This window comes from Anaerocolumna sedimenticola (assembly GCF_009931695.1).
Taxonomy (GTDB): Bacteria; Bacillota; Clostridia; order Lachnospirales; family Lachnospiraceae; genus Anaerocolumna; species Anaerocolumna sedimenticola.
The window spans coordinates 5,022,121-5,047,099 of record NZ_CP048000.1 but is presented as its reverse complement, the minus strand read 5'-3'; the positions used below and the strand labels follow the sequence as shown (position 1 = coordinate 5,047,099).

At 36.9% G+C, this 24,979-nt stretch carries 24 protein-coding genes and 2 pseudogenes; 5 read left to right on the top strand and 21 right to left on the bottom strand.

Translation table 11 applies throughout. The annotated features are described in order from the left end of the window. Nucleotides 1–78: 78 nt before the first annotated feature. The 9 genes and pseudogenes from Ana3638_RS22525 to Ana3638_RS22485 all read right to left on the bottom strand — a co-directional run bounded on the left by Ana3638_RS22525 (nucleotide 79) and on the right by Ana3638_RS22485 (nucleotide 9,423). Entirely contained in the window at nucleotides 79–963 is an 885-nt protein-coding gene (locus tag Ana3638_RS22525; protein WP_161840032.1) for a polysaccharide deacetylase family protein, read from the bottom strand. A gap of 246 nt (nucleotides 964–1,209) precedes the next feature. Further along, nucleotides 1,210–1,965, bottom strand: a complete 756-nt coding sequence (locus Ana3638_RS22520; protein ID WP_161840031.1) for an ABC transporter permease — start codon at nucleotides 1,963–1,965, stop codon at nucleotides 1,210–1,212. After that, nucleotides 1,965–2,909, bottom strand: coding sequence for an ABC transporter ATP-binding protein (locus tag Ana3638_RS22515; RefSeq protein WP_161840030.1), 945 nt, complete (start codon nucleotides 2,907–2,909; stop codon nucleotides 1,965–1,967). Before Ana3638_RS22515 ends, Ana3638_RS22520 begins: the two co-directional genes overlap by 1 nt. 1 nt (nucleotide 2,910) lies before the next feature. Then, on the bottom strand, nucleotides 2,911–3,366 hold the full coding sequence (locus Ana3638_RS22510; RefSeq protein ID WP_161840029.1) for a GyrI-like domain-containing protein: 456 nt from the start codon (nucleotides 3,364–3,366) through the stop codon (nucleotides 2,911–2,913). Nucleotides 3,367–3,370: 4 nt separating this feature from the next. Further along, nucleotides 3,371–4,237, bottom strand: coding sequence for an AraC family transcriptional regulator (locus Ana3638_RS22505; protein ID WP_161840028.1), 867 nt, complete (start codon nucleotides 4,235–4,237; stop codon nucleotides 3,371–3,373). A 444-nt stretch (nucleotides 4,238–4,681) separates the two neighbouring features. Next, complete coding sequence (locus Ana3638_RS22500; protein ID WP_161840027.1) at nucleotides 4,682–5,998, bottom strand: aspartate ammonia-lyase; 1,317 nt, start codon at nucleotides 5,996–5,998, stop codon at nucleotides 4,682–4,684. 31 nt (nucleotides 5,999–6,029) lie between these two features. Beyond that, a complete protein-coding gene (gene hydF, locus Ana3638_RS22495; protein ID WP_161840026.1) occupies nucleotides 6,030–7,241 on the bottom strand; it encodes a [FeFe] hydrogenase H-cluster maturation GTPase HydF in 1,212 nt (403 codons plus the stop codon). A gap of 12 nt (nucleotides 7,242–7,253) precedes the next feature. Next, nucleotides 7,254–8,671 (bottom strand): annotated as a pseudogene (hydG, locus tag Ana3638_RS22490) ([FeFe] hydrogenase H-cluster radical SAM maturase HydG). A 281-nt stretch (nucleotides 8,672–8,952) separates the two neighbouring features. Next, complete coding sequence (locus tag Ana3638_RS22485) at nucleotides 8,953–9,423, bottom strand: YbaK/EbsC family protein (RefSeq protein WP_161840025.1); 471 nt, start codon at nucleotides 9,421–9,423, stop codon at nucleotides 8,953–8,955. Nucleotides 9,424–9,675: 252 nt separating this feature from the next. Between Ana3638_RS22485 and Ana3638_RS22480 the strand changes: the two genes are divergently transcribed. From Ana3638_RS22480 to Ana3638_RS22470, 3 genes are all read left to right on the top strand, one after another. Then, the gene (locus tag Ana3638_RS22480; RefSeq protein ID WP_161840024.1) at nucleotides 9,676–10,614 is read left to right on the top strand and encodes a ketopantoate reductase family protein; all 939 of its coding nucleotides are present in this window, start codon (nucleotides 9,676–9,678) and stop codon (nucleotides 10,612–10,614) included. A gap of 289 nt (nucleotides 10,615–10,903) precedes the next feature. Beyond that, a complete protein-coding gene (locus Ana3638_RS22475) occupies nucleotides 10,904–11,686 on the top strand; it encodes an arginase family protein (protein ID WP_161840023.1) in 783 nt (260 codons plus the stop codon). A 32-nt stretch (nucleotides 11,687–11,718) separates the two neighbouring features. Next, nucleotides 11,719–12,336: a lactate utilization protein gene (locus tag Ana3638_RS22470; RefSeq protein ID WP_161840022.1), complete on the top strand. Its 618-nt coding sequence runs from the start codon at nucleotides 11,719–11,721 to the stop codon at nucleotides 12,334–12,336. 108 nt (nucleotides 12,337–12,444) lie between these two features. On the opposite strand, the gene Ana3638_RS22465 is transcribed toward Ana3638_RS22470, so the two are convergent. From Ana3638_RS22465 to Ana3638_RS22450, 4 genes are all read right to left on the bottom strand, one after another. Next, the gene (locus Ana3638_RS22465; RefSeq protein WP_161840021.1) at nucleotides 12,445–12,786 is read right to left on the bottom strand and encodes a phage holin family protein; all 342 of its coding nucleotides are present in this window, start codon (nucleotides 12,784–12,786) and stop codon (nucleotides 12,445–12,447) included. Between the two features lie 22 nt (nucleotides 12,787–12,808). After that, nucleotides 12,809–13,075 carry a hypothetical protein gene (locus Ana3638_RS22460; protein ID WP_161840020.1) on the bottom strand — a complete coding sequence of 89 codons (267 nt, stop codon included), beginning with the start codon at nucleotides 13,073–13,075 and terminating at the stop codon, nucleotides 12,809–12,811. 31 nt (nucleotides 13,076–13,106) lie between these two features. After that, nucleotides 13,107–13,544: an SHOCT-like domain-containing protein gene (locus Ana3638_RS22455; RefSeq protein WP_161840019.1), complete on the bottom strand. Its 438-nt coding sequence runs from the start codon at nucleotides 13,542–13,544 to the stop codon at nucleotides 13,107–13,109. 144 nt (nucleotides 13,545–13,688) lie between these two features. Beyond that, on the bottom strand, nucleotides 13,689–14,078 hold the full coding sequence (locus Ana3638_RS22450) for a DUF2089 domain-containing protein (RefSeq protein WP_161840018.1): 390 nt from the start codon (nucleotides 14,076–14,078) through the stop codon (nucleotides 13,689–13,691). 286 nt (nucleotides 14,079–14,364) lie between these two features. Here Ana3638_RS22450 and Ana3638_RS22445 point away from each other — a divergent pair, with 286 nt between their 5' ends. Next, the gene (locus Ana3638_RS22445; RefSeq protein WP_161840017.1) at nucleotides 14,365–14,946 is read left to right on the top strand and encodes a PadR family transcriptional regulator; all 582 of its coding nucleotides are present in this window, start codon (nucleotides 14,365–14,367) and stop codon (nucleotides 14,944–14,946) included. A 123-nt stretch (nucleotides 14,947–15,069) separates the two neighbouring features. On the opposite strand, the gene Ana3638_RS22440 is transcribed toward Ana3638_RS22445, so the two are convergent. The 8 genes and pseudogenes from Ana3638_RS22440 to Ana3638_RS22410 all read right to left on the bottom strand — a co-directional run bounded on the left by Ana3638_RS22440 (nucleotide 15,070) and on the right by Ana3638_RS22410 (nucleotide 22,647). Next, nucleotides 15,070–16,011 (bottom strand): DNRLRE domain-containing protein, encoded by a 942-nt coding sequence (locus Ana3638_RS22440; RefSeq protein ID WP_161840016.1) that lies wholly within the window; start codon nucleotides 16,009–16,011, stop codon nucleotides 15,070–15,072. 252 nt (nucleotides 16,012–16,263) lie between these two features. Further along, nucleotides 16,264–17,364 (bottom strand): glycosyltransferase family 4 protein, encoded by a 1,101-nt coding sequence (locus Ana3638_RS22435; RefSeq protein WP_161840015.1) that lies wholly within the window; start codon nucleotides 17,362–17,364, stop codon nucleotides 16,264–16,266. 93 nt (nucleotides 17,365–17,457) lie between these two features. Beyond that, entirely contained in the window at nucleotides 17,458–18,357 is a 900-nt protein-coding gene (locus Ana3638_RS22430; RefSeq protein WP_161840014.1) for a glycosyltransferase family 2 protein, read from the bottom strand. A 261-nt stretch (nucleotides 18,358–18,618) separates the two neighbouring features. Further along, on the bottom strand, nucleotides 18,619–19,164 hold the full coding sequence (locus Ana3638_RS26655; RefSeq protein ID WP_330587747.1) for a hypothetical protein: 546 nt from the start codon (nucleotides 19,162–19,164) through the stop codon (nucleotides 18,619–18,621). Next, the gene (locus Ana3638_RS26650; RefSeq protein ID WP_330587746.1) at nucleotides 19,161–19,661 is read right to left on the bottom strand and encodes a glycosyltransferase family 2 protein; all 501 of its coding nucleotides are present in this window, start codon (nucleotides 19,659–19,661) and stop codon (nucleotides 19,161–19,163) included. Before Ana3638_RS26650 ends, Ana3638_RS26655 begins: the two co-directional genes overlap by 4 nt. A gap of 100 nt (nucleotides 19,662–19,761) precedes the next feature. Continuing rightward, on the bottom strand, nucleotides 19,762–20,412 hold the full coding sequence (locus Ana3638_RS22420; protein ID WP_161840013.1) for an acetyltransferase: 651 nt from the start codon (nucleotides 20,410–20,412) through the stop codon (nucleotides 19,762–19,764). A 5-nt stretch (nucleotides 20,413–20,417) separates the two neighbouring features. Then, nucleotides 20,418–21,475 (bottom strand): annotated as a pseudogene (locus Ana3638_RS22415) (DegT/DnrJ/EryC1/StrS family aminotransferase). Between the two features lie 272 nt (nucleotides 21,476–21,747). Then, the gene (locus Ana3638_RS22410; RefSeq protein WP_161840012.1) at nucleotides 21,748–22,647 is read right to left on the bottom strand and encodes a glycosyltransferase; all 900 of its coding nucleotides are present in this window, start codon (nucleotides 22,645–22,647) and stop codon (nucleotides 21,748–21,750) included. A gap of 253 nt (nucleotides 22,648–22,900) precedes the next feature. Between Ana3638_RS22410 and Ana3638_RS22405 the strand changes: the two genes are divergently transcribed. After that, nucleotides 22,901–24,748 carry a DUF3796 domain-containing protein gene (locus tag Ana3638_RS22405; protein WP_161840011.1) on the top strand — a complete coding sequence of 616 codons (1,848 nt, stop codon included), beginning with the start codon at nucleotides 22,901–22,903 and terminating at the stop codon, nucleotides 24,746–24,748. Nucleotides 24,749–24,979 lie beyond the last annotated feature (231 nt).

Sequence of the window (24,979 nt, the reverse complement as noted above, 5' to 3'; positions counted from 1 at the left end):
TTAATTCGCGAGTGTGTTAAAGGTATGTTAAAACAATGAAGATAATGTGAACTTTTTTTTGTTGGTATCTAGGTTATATTAATTATCAATAAATTTAAGGGTTTTTAAACCGCCCTTTATTAACTTATCAATTGGCTCGTTATGGGAACGGCATATTCTTTTTAATCCGTATAAGCTTTCAGGATCCTGCTTAATTAAATTAACACCATATGTACAGGATAAGGTAGCTTTAAAGCCTAATTTCTTAATTATATCCTCAGTTTTATCATTATATTTTCCATAAGGATAAGTAAATGTAGTCGGAATTTTATGTGTAATTTCTTTTATTTTTTCCTGCAGCGTAGTAAGGTCTTCTGTTATTACAATCTCATAGTGTTCCGTAGATTCATCCTGTTTTTGATAGCAGCCGTAACGCCCATTGCGTATTTTATGCAGGTCATAAGAATGGTTCTGAATTTCAACCAGTCCGGATTTATCCATTTCATAAATCTGGTCCCAGGTGATAGAAGCATAATTAATGTTATCATCAAATACTTTTGAAAAATTATCCGTACTTTTACCGACTATGGATAATACAATTTTCTTATCGTATTTTTTTAGTAACGGAAAGACATATTTATATACACTTATGTAACCGTCATCAAAAGATAAAATAATCGGATTTTTCGGTAATTCAATACCATAATAGACGAAATCGATCAGCTGGGACATGGTTATAGTCGAATAATTATTATCCGCTAAATATTTCAGATCGTTTTCAAATTCGTATGGACTGATAACATCTTTCCCCAAGTTGTCGTTTTTAACCTGATGATACATCATAATCGGCACACAGGCAGCCTGGTTATTGGAAGATACGGCATTGATAGCAATCAGACTTCTAGTAATAGAAATTATCAACAGGCTGAATATTATAATCAGTAAAAAGAGCTTGCTGCGTTTTAAAGTTAAAAATTTCTTCATAATTTACCACTTGAGTATTTTCTTATTAAAAATTATATGATTTAAATGTATGTATCTAGTCCGTTATTTTAAAATTAATTATATTTTTATTATCACCGCTCTAAGTCGTGAATTGTTAATTTTTAATACAATGGTAAAATTAAATTTGAAAGAATGGCGCAGTGTGATAGCCGCGCCATTCTTTAGCCTTCTGGTGTATCCGGTTCTTGTGAAACTGTATTTCCGTTTGGCAGATTTGGAACTATTTTATAACATTGTTTCTTTCTTTAATCTTCTTAACGCCCATGTAAAACTAATAACGCTCATTGATGCGAGAAGGCAAATAATAAATAGAATATCTTTAATATTGATATTACCTTTTAGAATTAAATCCCGTAAAACATTGATTACATGAGTGAAAGGGTTAATATTAACCACAATTGCCAGTACACCATGTAACATATCTGCCGGGAATAATGCCGTGCTTAGAAAAAAGAATGGCAGGACAATCGCATTCATTACAGTTTCATAAACGACTTCATTCGGAAGACAAAGACTGATGGAATAGGTAAGCCCCGCCATAAAAAACGCAGTCATGAACACAAGTAAAATGATACAAAGAAATCCAAACAACCCGGAAGCAATCTTTACCGAAAAGAACAGACTTACAACACCCATTATAGCTACTTCAAGAAAGGTGCATAAAACTGCTTCCAATATCTGACCGAGTACAATAAAACTTCTTTGAACCGGCGCAATTAGTATACGGTAAAAGCTTCGGTCGGCTTTCATCAGATAGTTCATAATACCGCTGCTACTGCAAGCCCCAAAACTAACCAGTATAATAAGCCCTGGAAGGATAAAAGCGGTATAATTTTCAATTCCGATACCTTGCATGGATTGCCCGGCAACGGAACTATATAAAATTAACCAGAGCATGGGCTGTAAAATCGTAATCACAACCGTGAAAGCATTATGGAAACGCCACTTTATATTACGTTCCAACAAAGTAACCATACTCATTAGCAAGCCTCCTTATCGGCGGTCAGACGAATAAAGACATCCTCTATATTGGACCCAATGATTTTAATGCCTAGAAAAGGAATACCGTTATCCAATAGCCAATGATTTGCTCTTTCCAAGTCGGCACGTCCGTTTTTCAAACTGGTGATAATCTTATCGTGTCGTAAATCAGAGTTTTCCAATGTAATAACGTTTTTCAGATAGTCTAAACAGCTTTTAGCTTCTTCTTTCGATGAAAAAGAAATTTCCAGCATATCCTGACGAAGATATTCACATAGAGCATGGGGTGTATCCTGAATGATCTCTTTCCCGTTTTTCATGATACAGATGGTATCGCATAACTGATTGGCTTCTTCTAAGTAATGCGTAGTCAAGAAAATGGTTGTTCCAAAATCGGCTCGTATCTTTTTCATCATATCCCACATTGCAATACGGGACTGAATATCCATGCCAACGGTTGGCTCATCCAAAAACAATACTTTAGGATTGGTCATCATATTGAGAGCAATATCAAGCCGCCTCCTAACCCCGCCAGAATAGGACGAAACAGGGTATTTTAAATATCTCTCCAATCCAAAGTAGGAAACCAATAGTTCCATCCGTTTTTTCGCTTCTGATTTTGGTATTTTATATAGCTTACTTTGAAATATCATGTTTTCAGTGAGGGACAAGTGGGTATCAATGGATGTCCGCTGTGCTACACAAGAAATGTAAGTGCGTATTTCGGCTGTTTCACGGTAAATATCTTTACCAAACATGCTTACAGAGCCGGAAGTAGGCCGCAAGTAGGTAGTCAATACATTAATAAGCGTCGACTTTCCTGCACCGTTTTGTCCCAGCAGTGCAAATATCTCTCCCTCATTTACAGTGAAAGAAAGGCCAGTTAACGCCTGAACTCCACTCTTATAGGTTTTCACCAGATTTTCAACGCAGATTGCAGTCATTCTAATCCTCCTTAAACGGGAAGAATATTTCTGTAATATATTGAGACGGATTCCCTTTCAGAAACATCCCCGGCCCCTTAATAAAGACTTCTCGAAAGGGTGGTTGCAATTGCAGAATATGCTCCATTACATATTGGTCAATTGCAGTATAAGCTTGATGTAAGGTTTCATAAGAACCGGTGTGCGTAACACAAACGGCTTTGATTTGAGGCATTTCTTTTACTTCAATTCCATTAACGGTAGGTGTTTCCGCAGTTGGTACGCATAAATCCATTTCACCCATTTTTGTTTCCGGGTTCATCACATAGTAGCAGAAAAACGGCGCTCCATTTGTTTTTCCACGAATGGACTTAAACACATTGGGAAAAGCCTTGTTTGCCTCGGTTGCAATTCCTTTATAATGCAGAAAAGCAACACGGATTGGCTCTATATTCCTAATTTCAATCTGGTATTTCATTTTTTTAATTCTCCTTCTCTTTTTTTACTGCAATCCACACTTCAGAATGTCCTTCTTGCGAACTTTCTTTACTGATTGGATAGACTTCAATATCCGGCAGTTCCGCATAAGTATATCCGGAGAATGGAAGCCATTCTGTTAGGAAACGCTTAAAAATGCTTTGAATCGATTCCTTGAAACGACCGTCACATTCAAAAATCACCCATGTAGCAGCAGGAATTACGTGTTCGAACATTGCCGCAGGAACAGGCTGATCGGTTGCAGCTGCAATGTAATAATAAATCTCATTGACATCCTGGTAAGCGGTAACTCCTAATACGCCAGCCGGGGATTGATTTGACAATCTACAGACTTCTTGAAATTGGCCGGTTGATAATACCTCGTTCCAGAAAGGTGGAACAAGTTTTTTGTTTTCCTCCATGTCCTCCGTTAATAGAACACGGATACCTACAATTCTTAAAGGTTTTTTTTCCTCAATCCGATACGGCATAGTTTGGCCTCCTGACACCTGAACTGAAAATCTTATTGGAGGGTAAGCATTCAATTTGTTTCCCTTTGACTTTGCGGAAGCGGGAGTAATGCCATGGACGCTCTGAAATGCCCTGTTAAAGGCCGTAGGGGATGTGTAACCATATTTTAGCGCAATATCCAGAACCTTTACATCCATAGACTGTAGGTCAAATGCAGCTTGTGTCATTCTCCGGTGTCGGATGTATTCGGATAATGAAATCCCGGTCACATAGGTAAACATTCGTTGAAAATAATAGGTAGAGCAACATGCGATTTTAGCGGCTTCTTCATAGGAAATTTCACTGTCTAAATTGGTTTCAATATAGTCGATTGCATTATTTAAGTTCTTCAGCCACTCCATTTCTTCACCTCCTGTAAAAATCATACTGCAAAAAGTAAATTTATTCCTCACTTTTTTTGTTCTCTTTTGTAAACTTTACATTATCATATTGCTTTATTGGTACATAAGGTTGTGGCAGAATCACTTATCTGCCTCAACCTTATGTACCGCTATGTGCGGCAACCGAGTGAGAACGTGTCTCTGTTGGATAATAATCACACGCTATTTTGATACCCTAAAATGTGATAAACATCTCTAACCGGAAGAAACACGCTTTGCGAGTTTCTTCGGTTCGGGTGCGCGTTCGAATTATTGCAAGCAAGCTTGCTGATTCTCACTTTGCTTTCACGGAAATGAAAAAGGGCGCCGCATTTAGTGCGACAGCCCCATAGTGGATTGTTATAATGTATTTGATAGGAACAAAAAACGCTGAATTACGAAGAGTTACTTCAGATTCTATGCCAATTAATTAGGAAGCATATTATCCAGTATCTGTTTTGCTCTTTCCTTGTCCTCTTTGTATTGTTCCAGAACACGGCTGACAGTTTCATAACCAAGCTTAGCCGTATATTCCGTGGCAAAAGCAAAAGAAGAGTTCAATAAAACATCACACCTTACTGGATTTGGCTGGGTAAGGTCGATACACTTTTCACGAAATAGTTTTACTGCGTTTACCAGCAGCTCCAGACTTTCTAACAGTGAGTCTGCAATAAGGGGTAGAAACGCATTCAGCTCAAATTCCCCAAGAGCCGATGCCGTAGTAATTGCATAATCATTTGCCATTACACGCATTGCAACCTGAGTTACCATTTCCGGAATCACGGGATTTATTTTTCCCGGCATTATTGTACTGCCCAGCTGCATCGGTTTTAGCCGGATTTCACCTATTGCATTGGAATTCATAAGCCTTAAGTCACCTGAAACTTTCATCAAATTGACGGCAAGCGCTTTTAAAAGTCCGGAAACTTCCACAAATACATCATTATTCTGAGTAATATCCAGAGGGTATTCCGAAACAGCCAATCCTATACCTGTTAAATCTCTTAAAACTTCAATAATTCCAAACCGATATTGTTTATCTGCATTGGTTCCGGTACCAATAGCGGTTCCGCCGATATTAACCTGGCGTAACCGTTCTTCCACTTTATAAAGCCTCCACCTGTCACGGGCTATAGCCTGGGCATATGCACCAAATTCTGAACCCAGTGTGACTGGAACGGCGTCCATTAACTCCGTTCTGCCGACTTTTTTAATGGAGTCGTATTCATTTTCCTTCTTCTGGAGTGCTTCCTGTAGTTTCGCACATTCAATGCTTAAAATTCTTAAAGTTTCAATTGCAGTTATACGTAAAGCGGTTGGATATACGTCATTGGTGGACTGGCCCCGGTTGACATCATCCAGGGGATGAATGATGTCATAAGAACCCGGAGGATGTCCTAAAGCTTTCAGTGTAAGATTGGCAATTACCTCGTTCACATTCATATTAGTTGATGTTCCGGCTCCGCCCTGAAGAGACTGGGTTATAAACTGTTCGTTTGCCTCTCCGGCCAGAATGAGGTCACAAGCATTTATAATCGGTGGATAAATGCCTTTTTTATCAGCACCGATGTTGATATAAGTCATTGCCGCCGCTTTTTTAATCTTTACAATGGAATATATTAGATTAAGATTGGTAGCTTTATGGTCTAATTTAAAATTTTCATAAGCCCGTTTGGTCTGCAGGCCATATAATTCCTTGTCGGAAAATTCCATCTGACCTAATTTATCTGATTCAATTCTCATATAACCTCCCACTAGGTACCAGCCTAAGTATCTATTTCTTATCCTCAAGTAAGACATCAAGATGCGGGAATATTTTTATGCTGCGTTTTAAAATACCCTGCATATAGGCTATGGTTACGCCATAATTGGTAATCGCTACACCCTGGTCGACGGCACATTTCATACGGTAACGTACTTCACGTTCATTTAACATACAACCGCCGCAGTGAATAATCATTTTATACGGGGACAGGTCTTCAGGAAATTCCGTGCCGGACGTAAATTCAAAGGTTATATTTTTGCCGGTGTAATTTTTTAACCAGCGAGGTATTTTAACTGTACCGATATCGTCACATTGACGGTGGTGGGAACATCCTTCAGAAATCAGTACCTTATCCCCGTCATTTAACATTTCAACTGCAGTAACCCCTTTCACAGATGTATCAAGTAGTCCCTTGTATCTTGCCATCAGTATGGAGAAAGAGGTAAGGGGTATATGTGTTGGAGTGTCGGCGGATACCTTTGCAAATACCTGGCTGTCGGTTATTACCATTGCCGGTTCTTTGCCAAGATTTAAAAGAGTATCCCTTAACTCATATTCTTTTACCACAATTGCAGTTGCGTCCGCTTCCAGAATGTCACGGATTGTCTGCTGTTGGGGCAAAATCAGTCTGCCTTTCGGTGCCGCCTTATCTATAGGAGTTACAAGTACAACAAAGTCGGAGGGATGAAGTAAATCTGCAACTATTTTCAATTTTTCATCATCCACCGAAGTAATATGTGCAATTTTCTCTTTTAAATCCTGTATACCGGTAAAATGTTCCGCACTGACATAGATCTCGCTGGATTTTGCAGGAGGAACGGAAGAAAGCAAGTCTAACTTATTATAAACAATCAGATAAGGAACCTCTTTTGTTGTGAAGGTATGAATAAGATCCCGGTCAGTATCCTTTAATCCTTCCGAAGCGTCTACGACCAATATGGCGATATCCGTTTTATTTAATACCTGTTTTGCTTTTTTTACACGAAGTTCTCCAAGACCGCCTTCGTCATCAATTCCCGGTGTATCTATAATCATAACCGGCCCCAAAGGAAGCAATTCCATTGCTTTGTATACTGGGTCCGTAGTAGTTCCTTTCACATCGGAAACAACAGCCAATGATTGGCCTGTAACCGCATTTACCAGACTTGACTTCCCGGCATTACGTCTTCCGAAAAAGCCGATGTGGATTCTGTTAGCGGATGGGGTTTCATTAAGTCCCATGGTATACCTCCATTAAAATCTAAAATCACGGATTCCGTTTTCTATTTTTACAAGATGATCCATACATACTTCACGTACTTTTTCTTTTGGAATATTATTTAATTCTGCTTCAATCAGTTTTTCACCAATCGCTTTTGTTTCTTCAGAAGCATAATCCATAAGATACTCTTTTAAAGTCATAAGTGCGTTGGGATGGCAGCAGTTCTGAATCTGGCCGCTTTTACACAATGCCATAAAACGGTCGCCGGTTCTGCCTTCCCTGTAACAGGCTGTACAAAAAGAGGGATATAACCAAAATCCATAAGCCATTTTACTACTTCGTCCAGTGTTCTCCGGTCACTAACGTCAAACTGCTCCGTACGTTCATCTTCCGGTTCCGGTTCATTGTAACCGCCAACACTGGTACGGGAAGCACCGCTTAACTGGGATACCCCAAGACGGATTACTTTTTCACGTACTTCCTGTGATTCACGGGTAGAGATAATCATACCGGTATATGGTACGCAGATACGGATCAGTGCACATAATTTTGCAAAAATATCATCACTGATACTGTTATCAAAGGCATTGGGATCAATATCATCCGCGTGTTTGATACGGGGAACGCTGATAGTATGGGGACCTACACCATGTACGGCTTCCAGGTGTTCCGCATGCATTAAAAGAGCAGCAAATTCATAACGGTAAAGTTCAAGACCAAATAACACACCAAGGCCGACATCATCAATTCCGCCCTCCATAGCACGGTCCATTGCTTCCGTATGATATGCATAATTATGTTTCGGGCCTGTCGGATGAAGGTTTTCGTAACTTTCCTTATGATAAGTTTCCTGGAAGAGAATATAAGTACCGATTCCGGCTTCTTTTAATTTACGGTAATTCTCCACCGTTGTTGCCGCAATATTTACATTGACACGGCGGATCGCTCCGTTCTTGTGCTTTATGCTGTATATGGTATTAATACAATCTAAGATATATTCAATGGGATTATTGACAGGATCTTCACCGGCTTCAATTGCAAGACGCTTGTGACCCATGTCCTGAAGAGCGGTGACCTCTTTTATGATTTCTTCCTGGGTTAGTTTTTTTCTTGCAATGTGTTTGTTTTTCAGATGATATGGGCAGTATACACAGCCATTCACGCAATAATTAGACAGGTATAGCGGGGCGAACATAACAATACGGTTACCGTAAAAATCCTTTTTGATTTGTTCGGCAAGATCATACATTTTCTGTGTTCTCTCCTCATCAGAACAGGCAAGAAGAACGGAAGCCTCTCTATGAGTAAGTCCTTTTCTTAAGCTTGCTTTCTCTAGTAGTTCATCCACCAGTTTCAGATTATTTTTGTTAGCATCCGCATAGGCGAGTGCAGCAAGTACTTCTCCGTTGTCGATAAATTCCTCTGCTTTAAGAGATTTTGGATTATACATTATTTTATTTTCCTTTCTTTCGGGTCAGATATTCTTTCCCGTGAGTTATATTTAATCGGCATAGGAATGCCGTAGTTAACGGATAGTATCCTTTTGTGTTCATAAAAAAATGCGCCACAAAGGACGCACAGATACATTCTTATTAGAATTAACCTTTCGCCTTAATAATGAAATTTTGGCGTCAGAATAAATTGACGATTGTTAAATTTTTAATTATTATCATTATAACATTCTGATAATTGAATGTCAATTCGGGCGGAGTTTTTGAAAGCGGGATATATTTACTCGTAACCTTTCCCTATATTTACCCAACCGCTGGAATTTGAATAAGTTTCCAATTCAGGAATGGTAAGTTCAATTGCACTGTTACGGCTGCCGCAGGCTGGAAATACTGTTTTAAACCTTCTTAAAGATTCATCTAAATATACGATTACACCATCACGGATTCCGAAAGGGCAGACACCGCCTATGGGAAGTCCGGTCAATTCCATAACTTCATCCCCTTTTACCATAACCGCTTTTGTATGAAATTCGGTTTTATATTTGGCGTTGTCCACTTTGGCATCCCCCGCCATTACGATTAGAATGACCTTACCATCTGCCAGAAAGGACATAGTTTTTGCAATTCTTTTTTCTTCACAACCCAATGCTTTTGCAGCTTCTTCTACGGTTGCACTGGATTCGGAAAATTCTTGAATACGGTTTTCCATATCCCATTTTTTAAAATATTCTTTTACTGCTTCAATTGACATAATAAGTCTCCTTTGTATAATTATAATTTTATAAATTAATCTTAATCCATTTTTTAACATAAGAAAAGTGTTTTTAATATATAAATAATTAAATAATTATAAAGCTTAATAAAATTGACAAGGTTATAATTCCGGACATATAATTATCTATAGTGTAAGATTATGCAATAAAATATTCAATTTCAGTTTCCGTAACTATTATAGTAATTATGCAAATGTTTAGAATATATTGTAAGAGTAAAGGAGATCATTATGGAAATAAAAAAAGTAACCCTGATTGGTTTAGGGGCTATGGGTGTATTTTTTGCACCAAAGTTAAAGGAATATCTGGGTAATGAGAACTTCAGAGTTCTTGCCGATGGGGAACGAAAGGAAAGATTACAGACTAAAGGCGTAACGGTAAACGGAATTAATTATAAATTTAATTTTATGACACCGGATATAAAAGAGGATGCAGCCGACCTTATTATTATGGCGGTAAAAGATACAGGTCTTAGTCAGGCAATTTTAGATATTCGAAATCAGGTAGGACCACAGACACAGATACTTTGCGTTATGAATGGAATAGACAGTGAGGAGAAGATTGCAGAAGTTTATGGATGGGAACACGTTATGTATTCTTATATGCGGGTTTCTATCGTTATGAAAGACGGTGCCGCCGATTATGACCCGGAATTGGGAAAGGTGTATTTTGGAGAGGCAAAAAATACGGAATTAACAGACCGGGTAAAAGCGGTGCAAAATTTATTTGAAGCAAGCAATATAGCATACAGAATCGAGGCGGATATGATTCGGGGTATGTGGTTTAAATTCATGTGTAATGTAGGTGAAAATTTAACCTGTGCCATGTTAGGGATTCCTTTCGGAGCATATCGGGTAAGTGACCATGCTAATGCAATCAGGCTTAATGCAATGTGGGAGGTAATTAGAATTGCTAACCGTCTTGGCATTGATTTAGGAGAAGAAGATATAAAACGACAGGAACCTGCAATACAAAGATTGCCTTTTGCGAATAAACCATCCACACTGCAGGATCTGGATAACGGACGAATGACGGAGATTGAAATGTTTGCAGGTAAGGTAGTAACACTTGGAAAAGAATTAGGGATAGAAACACCATTGAATTGGATGTTTTACCATGGCATCAAAGTTTGTGAAGAGAAAATGCAGGGAAAATTCGAAAGCAAATAAAAAATAGTGGGATTTTGCAGATGAGAGAACAGAAAAGTAAATAGAGATTCTTAATTTTATATGATTTTGAGCAAAGAAAAAAAGTTACAAAGCAATTGTTTGAATAACCCCTCCCCAATAGGAAAATACTACTAAATATCAGTCAAATCAGAAACAAATTTCAAATGAGTATTGAAATTCCGTCAAATAATGTCTTATAATATTCTTATGGGTAATTTATGCAGGAACTTCAAAACTAGACAGACTGGCTTATAACTGATTTTTTGTGAGTTATTTATAAGGGGTGTTTATGATGAAAAATCCTATCATAGTTATGAATTTTTCAGGTGTTTATGAAAAAGAGAATTTTTATAAAAATGAAGAGTTTCAATGGATAGATTGCAAATATATACTTGGAACGAATTGTTACTGTGATGAAATAGCAGAGAGTGAATTAAGAATGTTAATGAATCCTTATTCTCCTTATGGGATTCATTTTATTGATTCGGGCAATTATCATTATGTAAGTAAATTATGGGCGGATAAGATTACGGAGCCATTTTCCCTTTTGTTATTTGATCATCACACGGATATGCAGCCGCCTGCTTTCGGCAATGTTTTGTCCTGCGGCTCATGGGTTAAGGATATGATGTGCAATCCCTATTTAAATAAGATATATTTGATGGGAATTGATGAAAAATATATTTTCTCAGTATTATATCAATATAAAGAAAAGGTAGTATGGTTTTCTGAAAAAGATTTAGCAAATAAGAAGACATTAAATTGGTTTAAAAATGCATTTATAAAAGAGCCTTTATATATTTCCGTTGACAAAGATGTATTAAGTGCGGAAACAGTAAAAACCAATTGGGATCAGGGAAAAGTTTCCTTAGATACATTAAGCAGTCTGTTAAAGACAATACTGAACAATCAAAAAGTAATAGGTATGGATATATGCGGCGAATGTACCGATATATTGGAAAGTGAAAGGAATTCTAAACTATATCAAACCCATGATAAAGTTAATTTATTTTTATTAAATGAATTCTTACAAACGGCACATTTGTATCATATCAAAAAGAGCAGCGGCTAAAGAGGATATAATAAAGTAAAGTGGGGGTAATTATGGATCCCATAATAGAAAAAGTAATAACCAATTTAAATAAAAACAATATGGCAGGATATTATGTAAACAGCAAAGAAGAATTGTTTCATCTGCTTATCGAACTGGTTCCGGAGGGTTCAATTGTAGGCTGCGGAGATTCGGTTACTTTAGAGGAAACAGGCGTATTTGATTTTCTCAGAAGAGGAAATTATGAATTTTATGATAAATTTGCACCTGGTTTAACTTTGGAAGATAAACGGCAGATTTATCTGAAAAATTTTACGGCGGATACCTTTATAACCGGTACCAATGCCCTTACCCTGGACGGCAAAATCTTTAATATTGACGGAAACGGAAGCCGTGTGGCACCAATGCTTTATGGACCGAAACAGGTTATCGTTATTATCGGTATCAATAAACTTACGGATGATGTTGATTCGGCAATAAAAAGAACAAGACAGGTTGCGGCTCCTCTGGATGCAAAACGGCTGGGCAAGGAAACTCCCTGTGTATCCCTTAACCGGTGCATTGATTGCAGGCATAAGCAGCGTATTTGTAATGATTTTGTCTTAATTACCGGGCAATTTATAAAGGACAGGATAAAGGTTATTATTATAAATGATGATTTGGGATATTAGTTCATATAGGTATAATCAAAAGAGGCTGTTACAAAATAATAAACTTATTGTGCTTGGGAGAGAATATAAATTTTGAATTTTGCAACAGCTCCTTTGGTTATGATAGTATTAGGCTTTGTTCATATCCCGGAACAGGTGATACAGGATTGTAATAATAAATGCCGCCAGTAAAGAATTTAAAAATCCGTTCATATTTACATCAGATATAAAATGGTCGGCAATCATAATGGTCCAGGCATTTACAATAAAAGTAAATAATCCGAGGGTAAGGATGCTAAATGGCAGGGTAATTAAAAGCAGTATCGGTTTTATTATTAAATTAATCACCAATAAAACTAATCCCATAGCCAGTAATGAGGAAATATCACCAATATATATACCATCTATTATGGTTGATAATAAATATATGGTTAATATAATTGATAAATATTTAAATAAAAGTTTTGACATAGTAACCTCCTACGGAATAGTCTTATCTGATTTTAATTGAAACCCTGATATGATCGGCCGTCACGTCGACAAGATCATAAGGTCCACCATCCACTATGGAATCCAGCAATTTTATTATTATTTCCACAAGATTTTTTATGGTATATAAGGATACAGTGTTAGAAGCAGGTTGAGAATTAGGTACAAAAAGGCATATAACAGATAACAAATCCAAGATGCAATCCAATATCTCAGTGAACATATATAATGGAATCGGAAATGGAAATCCAAAATACGGATTTTTTTCCATTTGGAGCCTGAACCATATAATACGGAAATTTCTATTCCACATATATATTAACCTTCACCATTGCTTGATGTGTTTCATCCCATGCTTCTATATCAACAATATTGGGATCGTCCAAAGTGCCGTTAATTATTTCTTCAATGATACGGGCAAAATCCATGCTGGTAATATCCACACCTTTAGAGGCCATTTCCTTACGTGCGTCTGCCGGTACAATAGAAGTCATCTTGTCTGCAATTTCTCCGATAGTAGTAAGCAGGCGGATTGGTACATTAACATTAACATTTACCGTATGGTTATCGGAAGTAACTTTGATTTTTAAGAACTTATAATTTCTTTTCCCGCTTGGTGCGATAACGGCGGGTATTTCCGTTTCTTTATTCCCATTAAGTGCTTCTAATAATTCCATACCTTCGGCGGCTGTGATCTGGCCTTTTTCAATCATTTCCAATATTTTTAGCTGTTCATTCATAGTAATAACCATCCCTTTCTCATAACCTGCAAACTTTGAGCCGCAGGTACAAATCCTGAAGAATAGCGTTATTTGCTATTCTTCCCAAACCTCGTATCCGAGGCTTTTGGCTCCCATAATTTTGCGAGACTAATCACAATATTCTTATAAATTTTTAATTTTTTCTGTTGCTTCTTTTGGAGTAATTTCACCTTTTGATAACTGATCCAGGATTTCATTCCGCAGTGCTGCCTTAGCATCATTCTCTTTGACCGTATCTTTGACAGGTACTTCAAACCCAAGCCCTCTTATAACTGCATCTAATTTGCCGCGTACCGTAGGATATGAGATACCAAGTTCTTTTTCCACATCTTTAATGTTACCTCTGCATTTGATAAACACCTTGACAAAATCAAGATCCTCTTCCGGAAGACGGCAGAATTCACAGGGTTGAAAATCACCCTCTATGGCTGTTGAACACTTGGGACAGCCCAGTTTTGTGATTGCCAGTTTCTCTCCGCATACCGGACATTTTCCAGGGGCTTTGTATTTCATGGTTTCAACCTCCTAATGTAAATTGATGGTTTTACTATACTCCTAATATTTTAGATTGTCAATATTTAAATTAAAATAATTAATTATTTAATTAATATTATTAATATTGATATTAAAATAGTTAATTTTTATGTAGTTATAATAGCAGCAATTTTAAAATCAATTCTAATGATGGTAAAATTTATTCTTATTCTGGGGAGAATTCCATTCAGTCTTGACATGACTATATCATACTGATATAGTTGTAAGTAAAGATTTTATAATATATGAAAGGAATGGAAGTAATATGGCGAAATCCAACACTACTGCCTATATCATTCTGGGACTGTTAGATCATGAGGAACTAAGCGGATATGATATTAAGAAAAGAATTGATTCTATGATCCGTTATTTCTGGGAGGTTGGATATGGACAGATTTATCCTACACTAAAGACTCTTGAGTCCGAAGGTCTGATCACAAAGAAATCTGCTGAGAGTTCCAAAGGTCCGGAAAAATACCTATATAGCATTACCGGGGCCGGAAGAGTGGTGTTAAAAGAATGGCTGGAGATTCCAGAGACAAAGGAATATACGAGATATGAAATCCTGCTGAAACTTTTTTTCAGCAGCCGTATCTCGGCAGAAGAAAATATAAGCAGAATTAATGCATTTAGAGAACAGCATCAAAGAAATCTGGAAATGATAACGCTTTTTGAAAAAAATCTGGAAAATGTTATGGCGGAAAATACGGACCATTTATATTATTACCTCACGGTCCTTTTCGGGGAGCAGGTATATAAAGCGTATATAAGGTGGGCGGAACAGGCAGTTAACTTAATTGAGGAATTTAAGATTAAGCAGCCGGATAATCCGGAAAACTCATTATAAAGTGGGTATATCCCATTGGTAATTGCGGGATTGAATTACAATTACCGGGAAATATAACCCACTTTCAGATGCAGTCCTGTAAAATTACCAGGAACAGCAGCTTATTTATTTCTGCAAATCAAATCATACGCTTGAATCACTTACGACTGTTATAATTGAAATATTTGCCTGTACCGGTATATTTGCATATAAAACATCCGCACCGGTCTGATTAACCAATGTTAAAGTAACAGGATCATTAGAAACGGTTAAAAAGCCATCGCCATCCACCTGTCCTGTAACATCAGGTGAATTACCCACGGCAATTGTGGTACCGTCAGCAACTAAACCAAATACCATATTAACCGGCCCTGCTGAACCATCTGTTGTTACCCACCAGCTGATATAATAATTATCGGGTTTCGAAATGGTAAATTCTCCGGTTGCGGGATTATAGGAAATACTTTCGGACTGGTCCGTTAAAGTAGAATCAAAAATAACATTGGCACCATCAGCAATGATTGTACCAGGACTTCTTTGAAGCTGTGCCTGGATTCCTGTTAATTTGCCAGGTGTTTCCGATGAGTAAGTGATAACCAGCTGGGGTTCATAAGACGCTCCCACAGGTTTCCCGCCAAACAGTACGGATGTGGTTCCGTCTGGATTGGTTAAAGCAAATCCGTAATTGGGAAAATCCCCGTTCAGCCATTGGTTTACCAGTGTGGTAACGGGAATCTCTATATATTTAATAACTTCATCTGATGAAACTTCAGACGTGATTTCTGTATTAACATAAGCAGGTCTTGTATTGTAGGTTACCGTATTAATATCATAATCTGAGGTTACCCTGTTTATTACGACCGGACTAGGTGCTGCACCTTCTTTTTCAAATACAAATAAACGAAGTACAGCGCTGCTTGCATTTGCAGCAGAGATGGATGATAAGTCAAATCTAAGAAAACTTATACTGTCTTGATATACCGGATGGGTTCCAACAGCAATTACGGCACTGGTTGATAAGTTATAAGGTGCTAAAGTACTTGATACAAAGGTGGTACCGGCAGATAGAAAGGTTTGAGTTTCCAAAGTAGTAGCATCTCCTTTCTGAGACATGTTTTTTGGTCTATGAATGGTTAATCTGTAAAGTTCCACATAATACTATATTAAGAATTATGTAAAAGTGTTCAGGTTATTGGCTTAAGTATAAATAAAAGCTACAGACTGGTCTATTCCATGTGAAAAGCTTTTTCGGGAGGGGCTGTTCTAAAATTCCAAATTCCAGACACAAGTTAAAGGTTTTGTAATTTTGTAACAGTCCCAGAAAGTGATATCCGGTAATTACATGAATTGCTCCAGAACGGCAGCCCTTTGACTCATCTGTTTATTAAAATCAAATACTTCTTTGAATTTTGCCTGGCCATTTGCTGACATCTGATATAATTTCTGAGGATCATAGTAATATTCCAGAATATTTGCAGTAATAACATTCGGGTCAAGGTTGATTAAGAACAGATCCTTTCTATGCTCAAAATGGACATTCTGATTTAAGGGATCGGTACAAAAAACACCAACACCATGTAAACCGGCATCTATACAACAACCGGTAGGAAAACCGTCAAAACTTTTACCCGGAATTAGGATATATGGTGCATTAGGCGAAACAATGATATCCATTCCTGCGTAAAAGTCCGGGAAGAATTTGTGGTCTTTTAAACCATGGAATATGATCCTGTTTTCTAAACCGGTAATGTCTATATCAGTCCGGTCAAAATTACCAACAACGTGGAATACCATATGCGGGGCAGCAGCCGCCAGTTGTTTGCAGACATTAATAAAGATATGGTAACCTTTGTCAAGTCCCTGTGCCATATATTTATGAGCTACGAAGCAGATGTCAAAGGTTTGTTTTTCCGTACCGTAGTGTCTTTTCGGCGGTGTCAGCAGGAAATACTGGGGATGGGTAACCAGGCCGTAAATATAGGCAATTTTATCCGGTGACGAATAACCCCGGTTTACAATATAATCATAAGTCATTTTCTGGGTAACAATGACTTTTCTCAATAACGGCGATTGAAGAACTTTTATTAATTTAGCATCAATCTCCGGGTCATTAATCCAGAATGAACCGCCCGGATATAACTCAAATACATACGGTGTTTGAAACATCTCATACATAAAATAAAAAGAAAAGGCGTTTCCTAAAAAAACCGAATAGTATAATGATGTGGATTGTCCGGTCCAGTCAAACTGTGTGAAAGGTTTAACTCTATTTACAAACTGCGGATAAGCTGCTACATATTCAGCATAATGAGTGTCATATCTGGTGGAGATTACTTCACTGGCAGGAAACTTTTCCAGATAGTAATTAAATTCGGATATACGAAAACCTGTAGTCAGATTTGGAAAATAGTCATCAAGTATCGTTAATTTACCGCTCATCAAGTCTTATACCTCCATTCTTGTTATCTCGGTAAAAGTAAGGGCTAAGCAAGGGTTTGGCCCTGAATTTATCTTTTGCATCGTATTTATTATTTAATTTGCATTTATTGCATAATAATTAAAATTTTCCGTAGCCCAGTCCATATGATAAAGGTGTGTAGCGTAAGAGATAGGGTCATGTATGGATGCGCAATAAACAGTTCTTTTTCCTTGGTTTAGTTCGTTGAAATACTCAAAATACTTCCAACGGTTGAGGGCAGAGAAGGACACATTTTTGTATTTATTATTGCGAATGTCAAAACAAGTGGTTACAGCTCTGTTCAGTTTACAGAACTGGATTCCCTCACATATCTGACAAGGTATGGTTTGAGTCAGATCAATAGGTATATTCGTTGTAAGTCCCGCTTTAAAGGATGTGTATTTATTAATTCGAATTGAAATTTCAGCATCACCGTAACCATTCTCTTCACACCAATACCCAATGGTATTGATCAGTTCCGGTCTAAGGCATTGACAATGTCCGGGTACAAAATCACGTATTGTTCCTACTTCACAATATTTTAACTGATTATAGCTAATGCCATATTTCTCCATGGTAACAACCTCAGGTTCAAAACCAGGGAGCGGGATAGGCCTTGGGACTCCAAGGAGTCCAACTTCCGGAAAAGTCTCAAAGACTCTCATAAAACGGCTGATCCAATCAGGAGTGTATAAATAAACGTCACTTTCCAATACGATAAAGTACTGATCCGGCCTTCTACGGGTCAGATTCAGATTTATGGGGTAAATTGGCCCGAAATTTAAAGGAAAACGGACTCTCGATTTGATACGGCTGTCATTTAAGCTTTGGATATAGTCCCAGGTATCATCTTGTGAATTATTATCTATAATATGGAGCTCAAAGTCATCCGTAGATCTTAATAGAGAATTTAAGTTCCTGACGGTCAAGCCCATTCTGTGAAAAGTGGAATAACTGATTAAAGGTGGTGTCATGAATAAACCTCCATATTCCGTACAGAAAACTTCATGTGTAAGTAATCTGTAATGGCTATATTTTTGTCTGGTATAATTATATAGTATGTGGCTATACGAGCCGTTGTTACAAAAAGCTACAGAAAGGTACAAAATATAAAACAACTTCCTCCTGCCATAATAATTGCAGTTCATGAGAAAGTTGTTTTAAGTAATCAAATATAAGCGGACCGTTTATTAACATTTATCTTTTAATAATACTTATGGTTTTGTAATTGCTTGTTAATTTGAATTTTTGATATAATAATCAAAGTTTTCAGAAGCCCATATTTGATTATAATAATGATTTTTCATTGATTCCGGGTCATGAACGGAAGCGCAATAAGCAGTTCGTTTACCTGCCTCAAGTTCTTTAAAAGTTTCGAGATATTTCCAGCCGTGTTTTCTTACAAATGATTCATTATAATTCGAAGATTTACTGAGTGAAAAACAGGAATTTACACTCTTGCTGAGTTTGCAGATATCTCTGCCCGGACATTGGTTACATCCGATATACTGGGTCATATCAATCTCAACATTGGTTAAGTATCCAACCTTAAAATTGGTATAATGAACAATCCTGGGAGAGATTTCAGCATCACCATAACCGCATTCTTCACTCCAATAGCCTATTTCCTGAATCAATTCCGGCCTCAAACATTGCAGCTGTCCAGGTACGAAATCAAGATCTACACCTACCGCAGCGTTTTTTAATTGCAGATAGTTTATATTCCCTTTTTCTCTGGCAATGACAGGAGGCAGGTACCTTGGATACGGGCGATCTCTCATAACCCTAATAAACCTACATCCGGAAAAGCATCAAATACTTCCATAAATTTTGCTATCCAATTTTTGGTTTTAATAAAAGTATCGCTGTCAATGGTAATAAAATACTGTCCGGGTTTTCTTTTGGTCAGGCTGTAATTTAAGGGATAAATGGGACCAAGATTTAAGGTGAATCGTGTTTTGGATTTAATCCGTTTGTCATTTAAACTCTGGATATAGTCCCAGGTATTATCTTTTGAGTTACAATCAATGATGTGTAATTCAAAATCTTCTTCAGAATCAAGGATATTATTCAGGTTTTTTATCGTCAGTCCCATTCTGTTAAACGTTACAAAGTTTATAAACGGAGGAATTTTGTTGATATCTGTTTTCTTTACTAGTTGACTTTCCTCCGCCTCATAGCTTTCTACATAATTATTATTTTTGCTGAATAACTTTTCCTTTATATCTTTTACCGTATCGGTAAAGCGGTTGATATTATTACTAAATGATTGCTTCAATCTCAGCAGTCCTTTCTATAAATATGCTTATCGGAAATTGGTATCCAAAGTTCCGATAAAAGGCGGTGTTTTTTTACCGCCGTTCATCTAATATGCTGGTTCATGGTTCTGATATTTTTATCGTTCTCCCAGGTACACCTACAGCTGTACAGTATTCAGGCAAATCCCTTATGATAACTGCACCAGCGCCGATAATGCTCCATTTCCCAACAGTCTTTTTTTGTATTACGATTGCTTTTGAGCCTATTTCACAACCTTCGTGGATAAATACATTTCCGGATAAGGTAACATTCCAGTACAGGGAAGTATAATCTTCTATGATAGTATCATGACCGATACCGCAGCCTGGATTAATGCATACATGATTCCCTATCTTTGTATTTACGGATATAAAAGAGTTGCAGCAAATGATACAGCCAAATCCCAAATCACTGTACTTATTTATTTTTGCATCAGGGTGTATTATTGTGGCATAATTAATAGGATAAGCCGAAGTTTTTTGAATTAATTTATATTTATCTCGTGGATTTCCCAGTGCACAAACTGCCCATACTTTGCTTCTACTGCTTTTTTCAAACCAGTCAAAACTTCCGAGTACGGGAGTCTCATTAATTAATGAACCGTGTTTTTCCACTGTTTCATCAATGTATCCTAACAAATTCCATGTCTTTTTATCCTTGTTTATATCTTTTATCAGCTGGGCAACTTCTTTTCCGAAGCCGCCGGCGCCGATGATAACGATGTCTTTCATTAAAATCAACCCTTTTGAATAGCTTTTATGATAGCGCAGATTTTTTCTACGTCACTTCTTTGCATTCGTCCATGTAACGGAAGAGACAGTACCATATCAGAAATTTTATTTGCTACCGGAAGATTTTCCTTCCGGGATGAAGGAAAATCTTTATAACACTGAAAATTACTGCAAAGAGGATAAAAATATTTTCTGGCTATTATATTGTATTCCAATAATTTCTCATAGAGTTCGTCACGGGACAGGCCATATTCATCCTTATCTACCCGAACAACAAAGTAGGAATAGTTATGGCAAACACCGTCTCTATCTTTGCTTGTAATGATTCCGGGAACTTCATTTAACAGTTGACGGTACAAATTAGTAATCTCTTTTCTGCTTTCGATTTCACTTTCTACTTGCTTTAACAGTAAAATACCAACAGCAGCCTGGATTTCATTTAATTTTCCGTTCGTTCCTGGTTCCATAACATTTTCACCGTTCCGGATACCGAAGTTTCTTAAAGAGTCAGCTCTTTCTTTCTGATACGGATCTTTAAATGTTAAAGCTCCCCCTCAATGGTATGAAATATTTTTGTCGCATGGAAACTAAACATGGAGATATCGCCGAAGCCTGAGATAGGCTTACCATTCACTTTAACTCCGAATGCGTGTGCCGCATCATACAATACTTTAAGGCCGTATTTATCTGCAATTTGCTGTATTTTATCTACATTACAGGGGTAACCGAATACATGGACGGGCATGATTGCAGTAGTTTTTTCCGTTACTAAGGATTCAATCTGGTCGGTATCTATATTAAAGGAATCTTCCTCAATATCACAAAATACAGGTTTAATATCGTTCCAAACTAAGGAATGGGCAGTAGCAGCAAAAGTAAAGGGTGTAGTGATAACTTCGCCGGATAATCTTAAAACTTTACATGCTAATTGTAATGCAACTGTTCCATTTGAGAATACAGAGAGGTAATTGGCGCCGAGGTAAGAGGATAGATCTTTTTCCAGCTGTTTTACCATATTTCCGTTATTACTTAACTGTTTGCTTGCCCATATTTCTTTAAGCATTTCATTCAATTCATCCATATCAGGCAGTAAGGGCTGTGTGATATAGAAAGGCTTTGCAAAAGGTTCTAACATCTTGTATTACACCTCCTTGAGCCTGCAATTAAATTAAGAAGTTAAAGCGGATATTCTTAGATCCGCTACGCTACTTGCTCATAACCTTATACCCGTTATGCGGGTATTTCAGTCGGAGCATGAACTCCGTCTGAAACAAGTAAGCCCAGGACCCACCCCTATGCTAAGATGTGGTGACTTACTTGTAAGGTTAAATCTATTTAATTTGCATTATTTACAAAATAATTAAAATTTTCCATTGCCCATTCGTTGTTATATATATGATCCATTGTAGAAGCAACATCATTTGCGGAAGCACAATATACCGGACGGGCACCGCTTGATAAATCGATTAAGGTTTCATCAAACTTCCATTTAAAATTACGTTTGAATTCTTCGTTCTTATAAAGCTTATGGTAATTTGTAAAACAGGTTTCCGTTATTTTATTCAGTGTGCACTGAGATTTATACGGGCAAGTTTCACACTCTGCTGTTTGTGGCATCTTAATGCTGATATTCGTCATAAAGCCGCTTTTGAACGGAGTGAAATTATTCACCCTGTTGGATAATTCAATATCACCGTAGCAATTTTCTTCACACCAGTAACCAATCTGATTGATGAGCTCCGGTCTTAGGCACATTAAGCTGCCTGGAATATAATTTTGTTCTATGTTAGGAGTAGTATTATCCAGCTCTAAGTAAAAGACGCTGTCTTTTACTTTGGGGATAACAGGGGGAAGCGGGTCCGTATAAGGGGCGCCCCTTTGTACTCCAAGTAATCCTACTTCAGGAAATGTTTCAAATACTTTCAAGAAACGGGATATCCAATCTTTTGTTTCTATAAAAACATCATTGTCAACCGTTATAAAATATTGATCAGGTCTTCTTTTTAAGAGATTAATATTCAATGCATAGATCTGGCCAAAATTAAGCGTAATACGAGCTTTTGACATAATACGGCTGTCTTTTAAGCTCTGGATATAATTCCATGTATCATCGGTTGAATTATTATCTATAATGTGCATTTCAAAATCTTCACTGGATTCAAGAATTGCGCTCAAATTTTTAATAGTTAAACCTAAGCGGTTAAAAGTAATATAACTTAAAAGCGGAGGCAGCATAAATAACCTAACCTTTCAATATAAGTTTATCATAACTCTATTTTATGTTAATTCGTCTAAAGTGCTACTAATTCTAAATCTACTTTTTAAATCAGCCGCATATATTATAAATGTATAACTATACCTGGAGATATCTTTGAAAGACTGGGTGGCGGACCTGAGAAAATATCAGGAAAAAGGATAATAAATTAACTTATGAAATTCAATTTAGAACTTTGTGCTGTTAAAAAAAAATAATATGAGGTGATGGTTGGTGGAAATAAATAGAATTCGAATAGATAAATCAGCTTATGATCCAAAGTCCTTATATAGCAAATTAAAAGCAGAAGAGCAATTAAAAGATATGACGGATAACAATACGGAAAAAAACAGCGATTGTGTTGTTGAAGAAGTAGACTGTGCAAGTTCTCTTACCCGTCTGACATCCATGGAGTACAAATATATTGTACAGAGTAAGCCGGTAAGAAAAAAATTAAAGACCGAAGGAAATGGAAATGCGGTAAAAAATGCCGGAAGTAAAGAAGCCGGAGTCCAGGCAAAAGTTAAAAAAGAAAATTCCAGTCAGGCCAAAGACAGGGTAAAGGAAGGCAGTACGAATTCTACGAAAGACAGCAGGGAAGATACGTATAAAGGAAATGCAAACAGGACAAATACAGACAAGACAAATACAAATAAGACAAATACAAACAAGACTAATACAAACAAGACTAATACAAACAAGACTAATACAAATAAGACAAATATAAACAAAACAAATACAAACAAGTCAGATACTAACAAGACTAATACAGGTAAGGCAAGTACCAATAAGGGAAATTCCAATAATAGTAATACAGGTAAGGGCAATACAAACAAAACAAATTCCAATAAGGGAAATTTCAATAAGGGAAATTCCAATACAGGTAATTCCAATAAGAGTAATTCCAATAAAGGAAATTCATATAAAAGCAATTCGAACAAAACTAATAATAGTATTAGTCATATGGGAAAAGAAAATGGCAGTAGAGTTAATACAGAAAAAAGCAGTACTGTTAAAAGCAATGTAGTAAATGAAACTAAGAATAAAGAAGTACAGGATAAAATGGAAAAAATCGAAAACATTAACAAAGAGGCCATTGTGGAGGAAGAAAAGTGTATTATAGAAGAAGTTGACTGTAAGCTGTCACTTATCAGTATCGGATATGAGGATAAAGATGAACCGGATGTAAATGAGCCGAGCAAAAAAGAGCCGGATATAAAAGAGTTAGATAATAAAAAGCCGAGCAAAAAAGAGCCGGATATAAAAGAGTTAGATAATAAAGAGCCGAGGGAAAAAGAACCGGATATAAAAGAGTTAGATAATAAAGAGCCGAGGGAAAAAGAGCCCGATATAAAAGAGCCGGATAGGAAAGAAAATAATGCAGAAGAGTCCGATAATTTATCTCAAAAAAATATTACTTATTCCGCAGCAGTTCAAAAAGCAGTTAATCTGGTTAAAAGTAAAGAAGAACAGAAAGAACCTGATATTGTCCGTTATTTTAGTGCCAGCATTATAGATAAAGTATTGGAATACCCCGGTGATAAGACAGTTACGGAAACGGCGGCGGAAAATATCGAGGAAAATAGTAAACAAGAGGGTAACAGACAGAATGAGGATGATTTGAAAGAAAAGCAGCAAGCAGATACTAATTTAGAGCAAAAAAAGTACGAGAATAAGAAAGAAGCAAAGGAAAATAAAAAAAATGATCGAAAAATACTGCCTTTTAATTCCATACATAAAGAAAATATATTGGGATATGTAAGTATTCTCGCTTTATTAGGCTTGTTTGGAATTTTTACTGAATACAAAACCTGTCTCGGATTCTGGGCTTTTCTTTATTACATTCGGTATTTCTTTGTTCAGCCGGGTGAGATTTTTAAAGCCATTATTACCAAAGCAGCTGCATATGCATTTATAACGGATATAACTGCTTCATTACTCTTTATTATACTTTATTTAATTTTTCAGAATATTCCGGTAATTATAGTCGGAATGACCATGGGTATGATTGTTTCCATTCTGGTTTTTACGGTTATTCTGGGAATATATGAAAAAAGAATAAATTCAAATAAAATGAGATAAAACTTCGTATCTGGAGCGGCACAGAAAAATTATACCGAAGGATTACTCGTCGGCGTTAGAGTCTGGCTTGCCAGACTCTTTTGGGTCACAAAGGAAATTTCCAGAATTTATCAGGTATATGGGTGAGGGACAAAGCGGTTAAATTCTTTGTCCCTCAGTCGTTTATATAAAAGTATATCAGTATACATAACTCAGCGAATAGAAAAAGTAAGAAACAGGATACAATAATTT

Excerpts from the sequence above, each read along its gene's own strand:
- Ana3638_RS22515 (WP_161840030.1), bottom strand. The coding sequence starts at position 2,909 with ATGACTGCAATCTGCGTTGAAAATCTGGTGAAAACCTATAAGAGTGGA.
- Ana3638_RS22510 (WP_161840029.1), bottom strand. The coding sequence starts at position 3,366 with ATGAAATACCAGATTGAAATTAGGAATATAGAGCCAATCCGTGTTGCT.
- Ana3638_RS22455 (WP_161840019.1), bottom strand. The coding sequence starts at position 13,544 with ATGAATGAACAGCTAAAAATATTGGAAATGATTGAAAAAGGCCAGATC.
- Ana3638_RS22505 (WP_161840028.1), bottom strand. The coding sequence starts at position 4,237 with ATGGAGTGGCTGAAGAACTTAAATAATGCAATCGACTATATTGAAACC.
- Ana3638_RS22465 (WP_161840021.1), bottom strand. The coding sequence starts at position 12,786 with ATGTCAAAACTTTTATTTAAATATTTATCAATTATATTAACCATATAT.
- Ana3638_RS22410 (WP_161840012.1), bottom strand. The coding sequence starts at position 22,647 with ATGCTGCCTCCGCTTTTAAGTTATATTACTTTTAACCGCTTAGGTTTA.
- Ana3638_RS22445 (WP_161840017.1), top strand. The coding sequence starts at position 14,365 with ATGGCGAAATCCAACACTACTGCCTATATCATTCTGGGACTGTTAGAT.
- Ana3638_RS22520 (WP_161840031.1), bottom strand. The coding sequence starts at position 1,965 with ATGAGTATGGTTACTTTGTTGGAACGTAATATAAAGTGGCGTTTCCAT.
- Ana3638_RS22420 (WP_161840013.1), bottom strand. The coding sequence starts at position 20,412 with ATGAAAGACATCGTTATCATCGGCGCCGGCGGCTTCGGAAAAGAAGTT.
- Ana3638_RS26655 (WP_330587747.1), bottom strand. The coding sequence starts at position 19,164 with ATGAGAGATCGCCCGTATCCAAGGTACCTGCCTCCTGTCATTGCCAGA.
- Ana3638_RS22480 (WP_161840024.1), top strand. The coding sequence starts at position 9,676 with ATGGAAATAAAAAAAGTAACCCTGATTGGTTTAGGGGCTATGGGTGTA.
- hydF (WP_161840026.1), bottom strand. The coding sequence starts at position 7,241 with ATGGGACTTAATGAAACCCCATCCGCTAACAGAATCCACATCGGCTTT.
- Ana3638_RS22485 (WP_161840025.1), bottom strand. The coding sequence starts at position 9,423 with ATGTCAATTGAAGCAGTAAAAGAATATTTTAAAAAATGGGATATGGAA.
- Ana3638_RS22525 (WP_161840032.1), bottom strand. The coding sequence starts at position 963 with ATGAAGAAATTTTTAACTTTAAAACGCAGCAAGCTCTTTTTACTGATT.
- Ana3638_RS22500 (WP_161840027.1), bottom strand. The coding sequence starts at position 5,998 with ATGAGAATTGAATCAGATAAATTAGGTCAGATGGAATTTTCCGACAAG.
- Ana3638_RS22460 (WP_161840020.1), bottom strand. The coding sequence starts at position 13,075 with ATGGAAAAAAATCCGTATTTTGGATTTCCATTTCCGATTCCATTATAT.
- Ana3638_RS22435 (WP_161840015.1), bottom strand. The coding sequence starts at position 17,364 with ATGAGCGGTAAATTAACGATACTTGATGACTATTTTCCAAATCTGACT.
- Ana3638_RS22450 (WP_161840018.1), bottom strand. The coding sequence starts at position 14,078 with ATGAAATACAAAGCCCCTGGAAAATGTCCGGTATGCGGAGAGAAACTG.
- Ana3638_RS22430 (WP_161840014.1), bottom strand. The coding sequence starts at position 18,357 with ATGACACCACCTTTAATCAGTTATTCCACTTTTCACAGAATGGGCTTG.
- Ana3638_RS22475 (WP_161840023.1), top strand. The coding sequence starts at position 10,904 with ATGATGAAAAATCCTATCATAGTTATGAATTTTTCAGGTGTTTATGAA.
- Ana3638_RS22470 (WP_161840022.1), top strand. The coding sequence starts at position 11,719 with ATGGATCCCATAATAGAAAAAGTAATAACCAATTTAAATAAAAACAAT.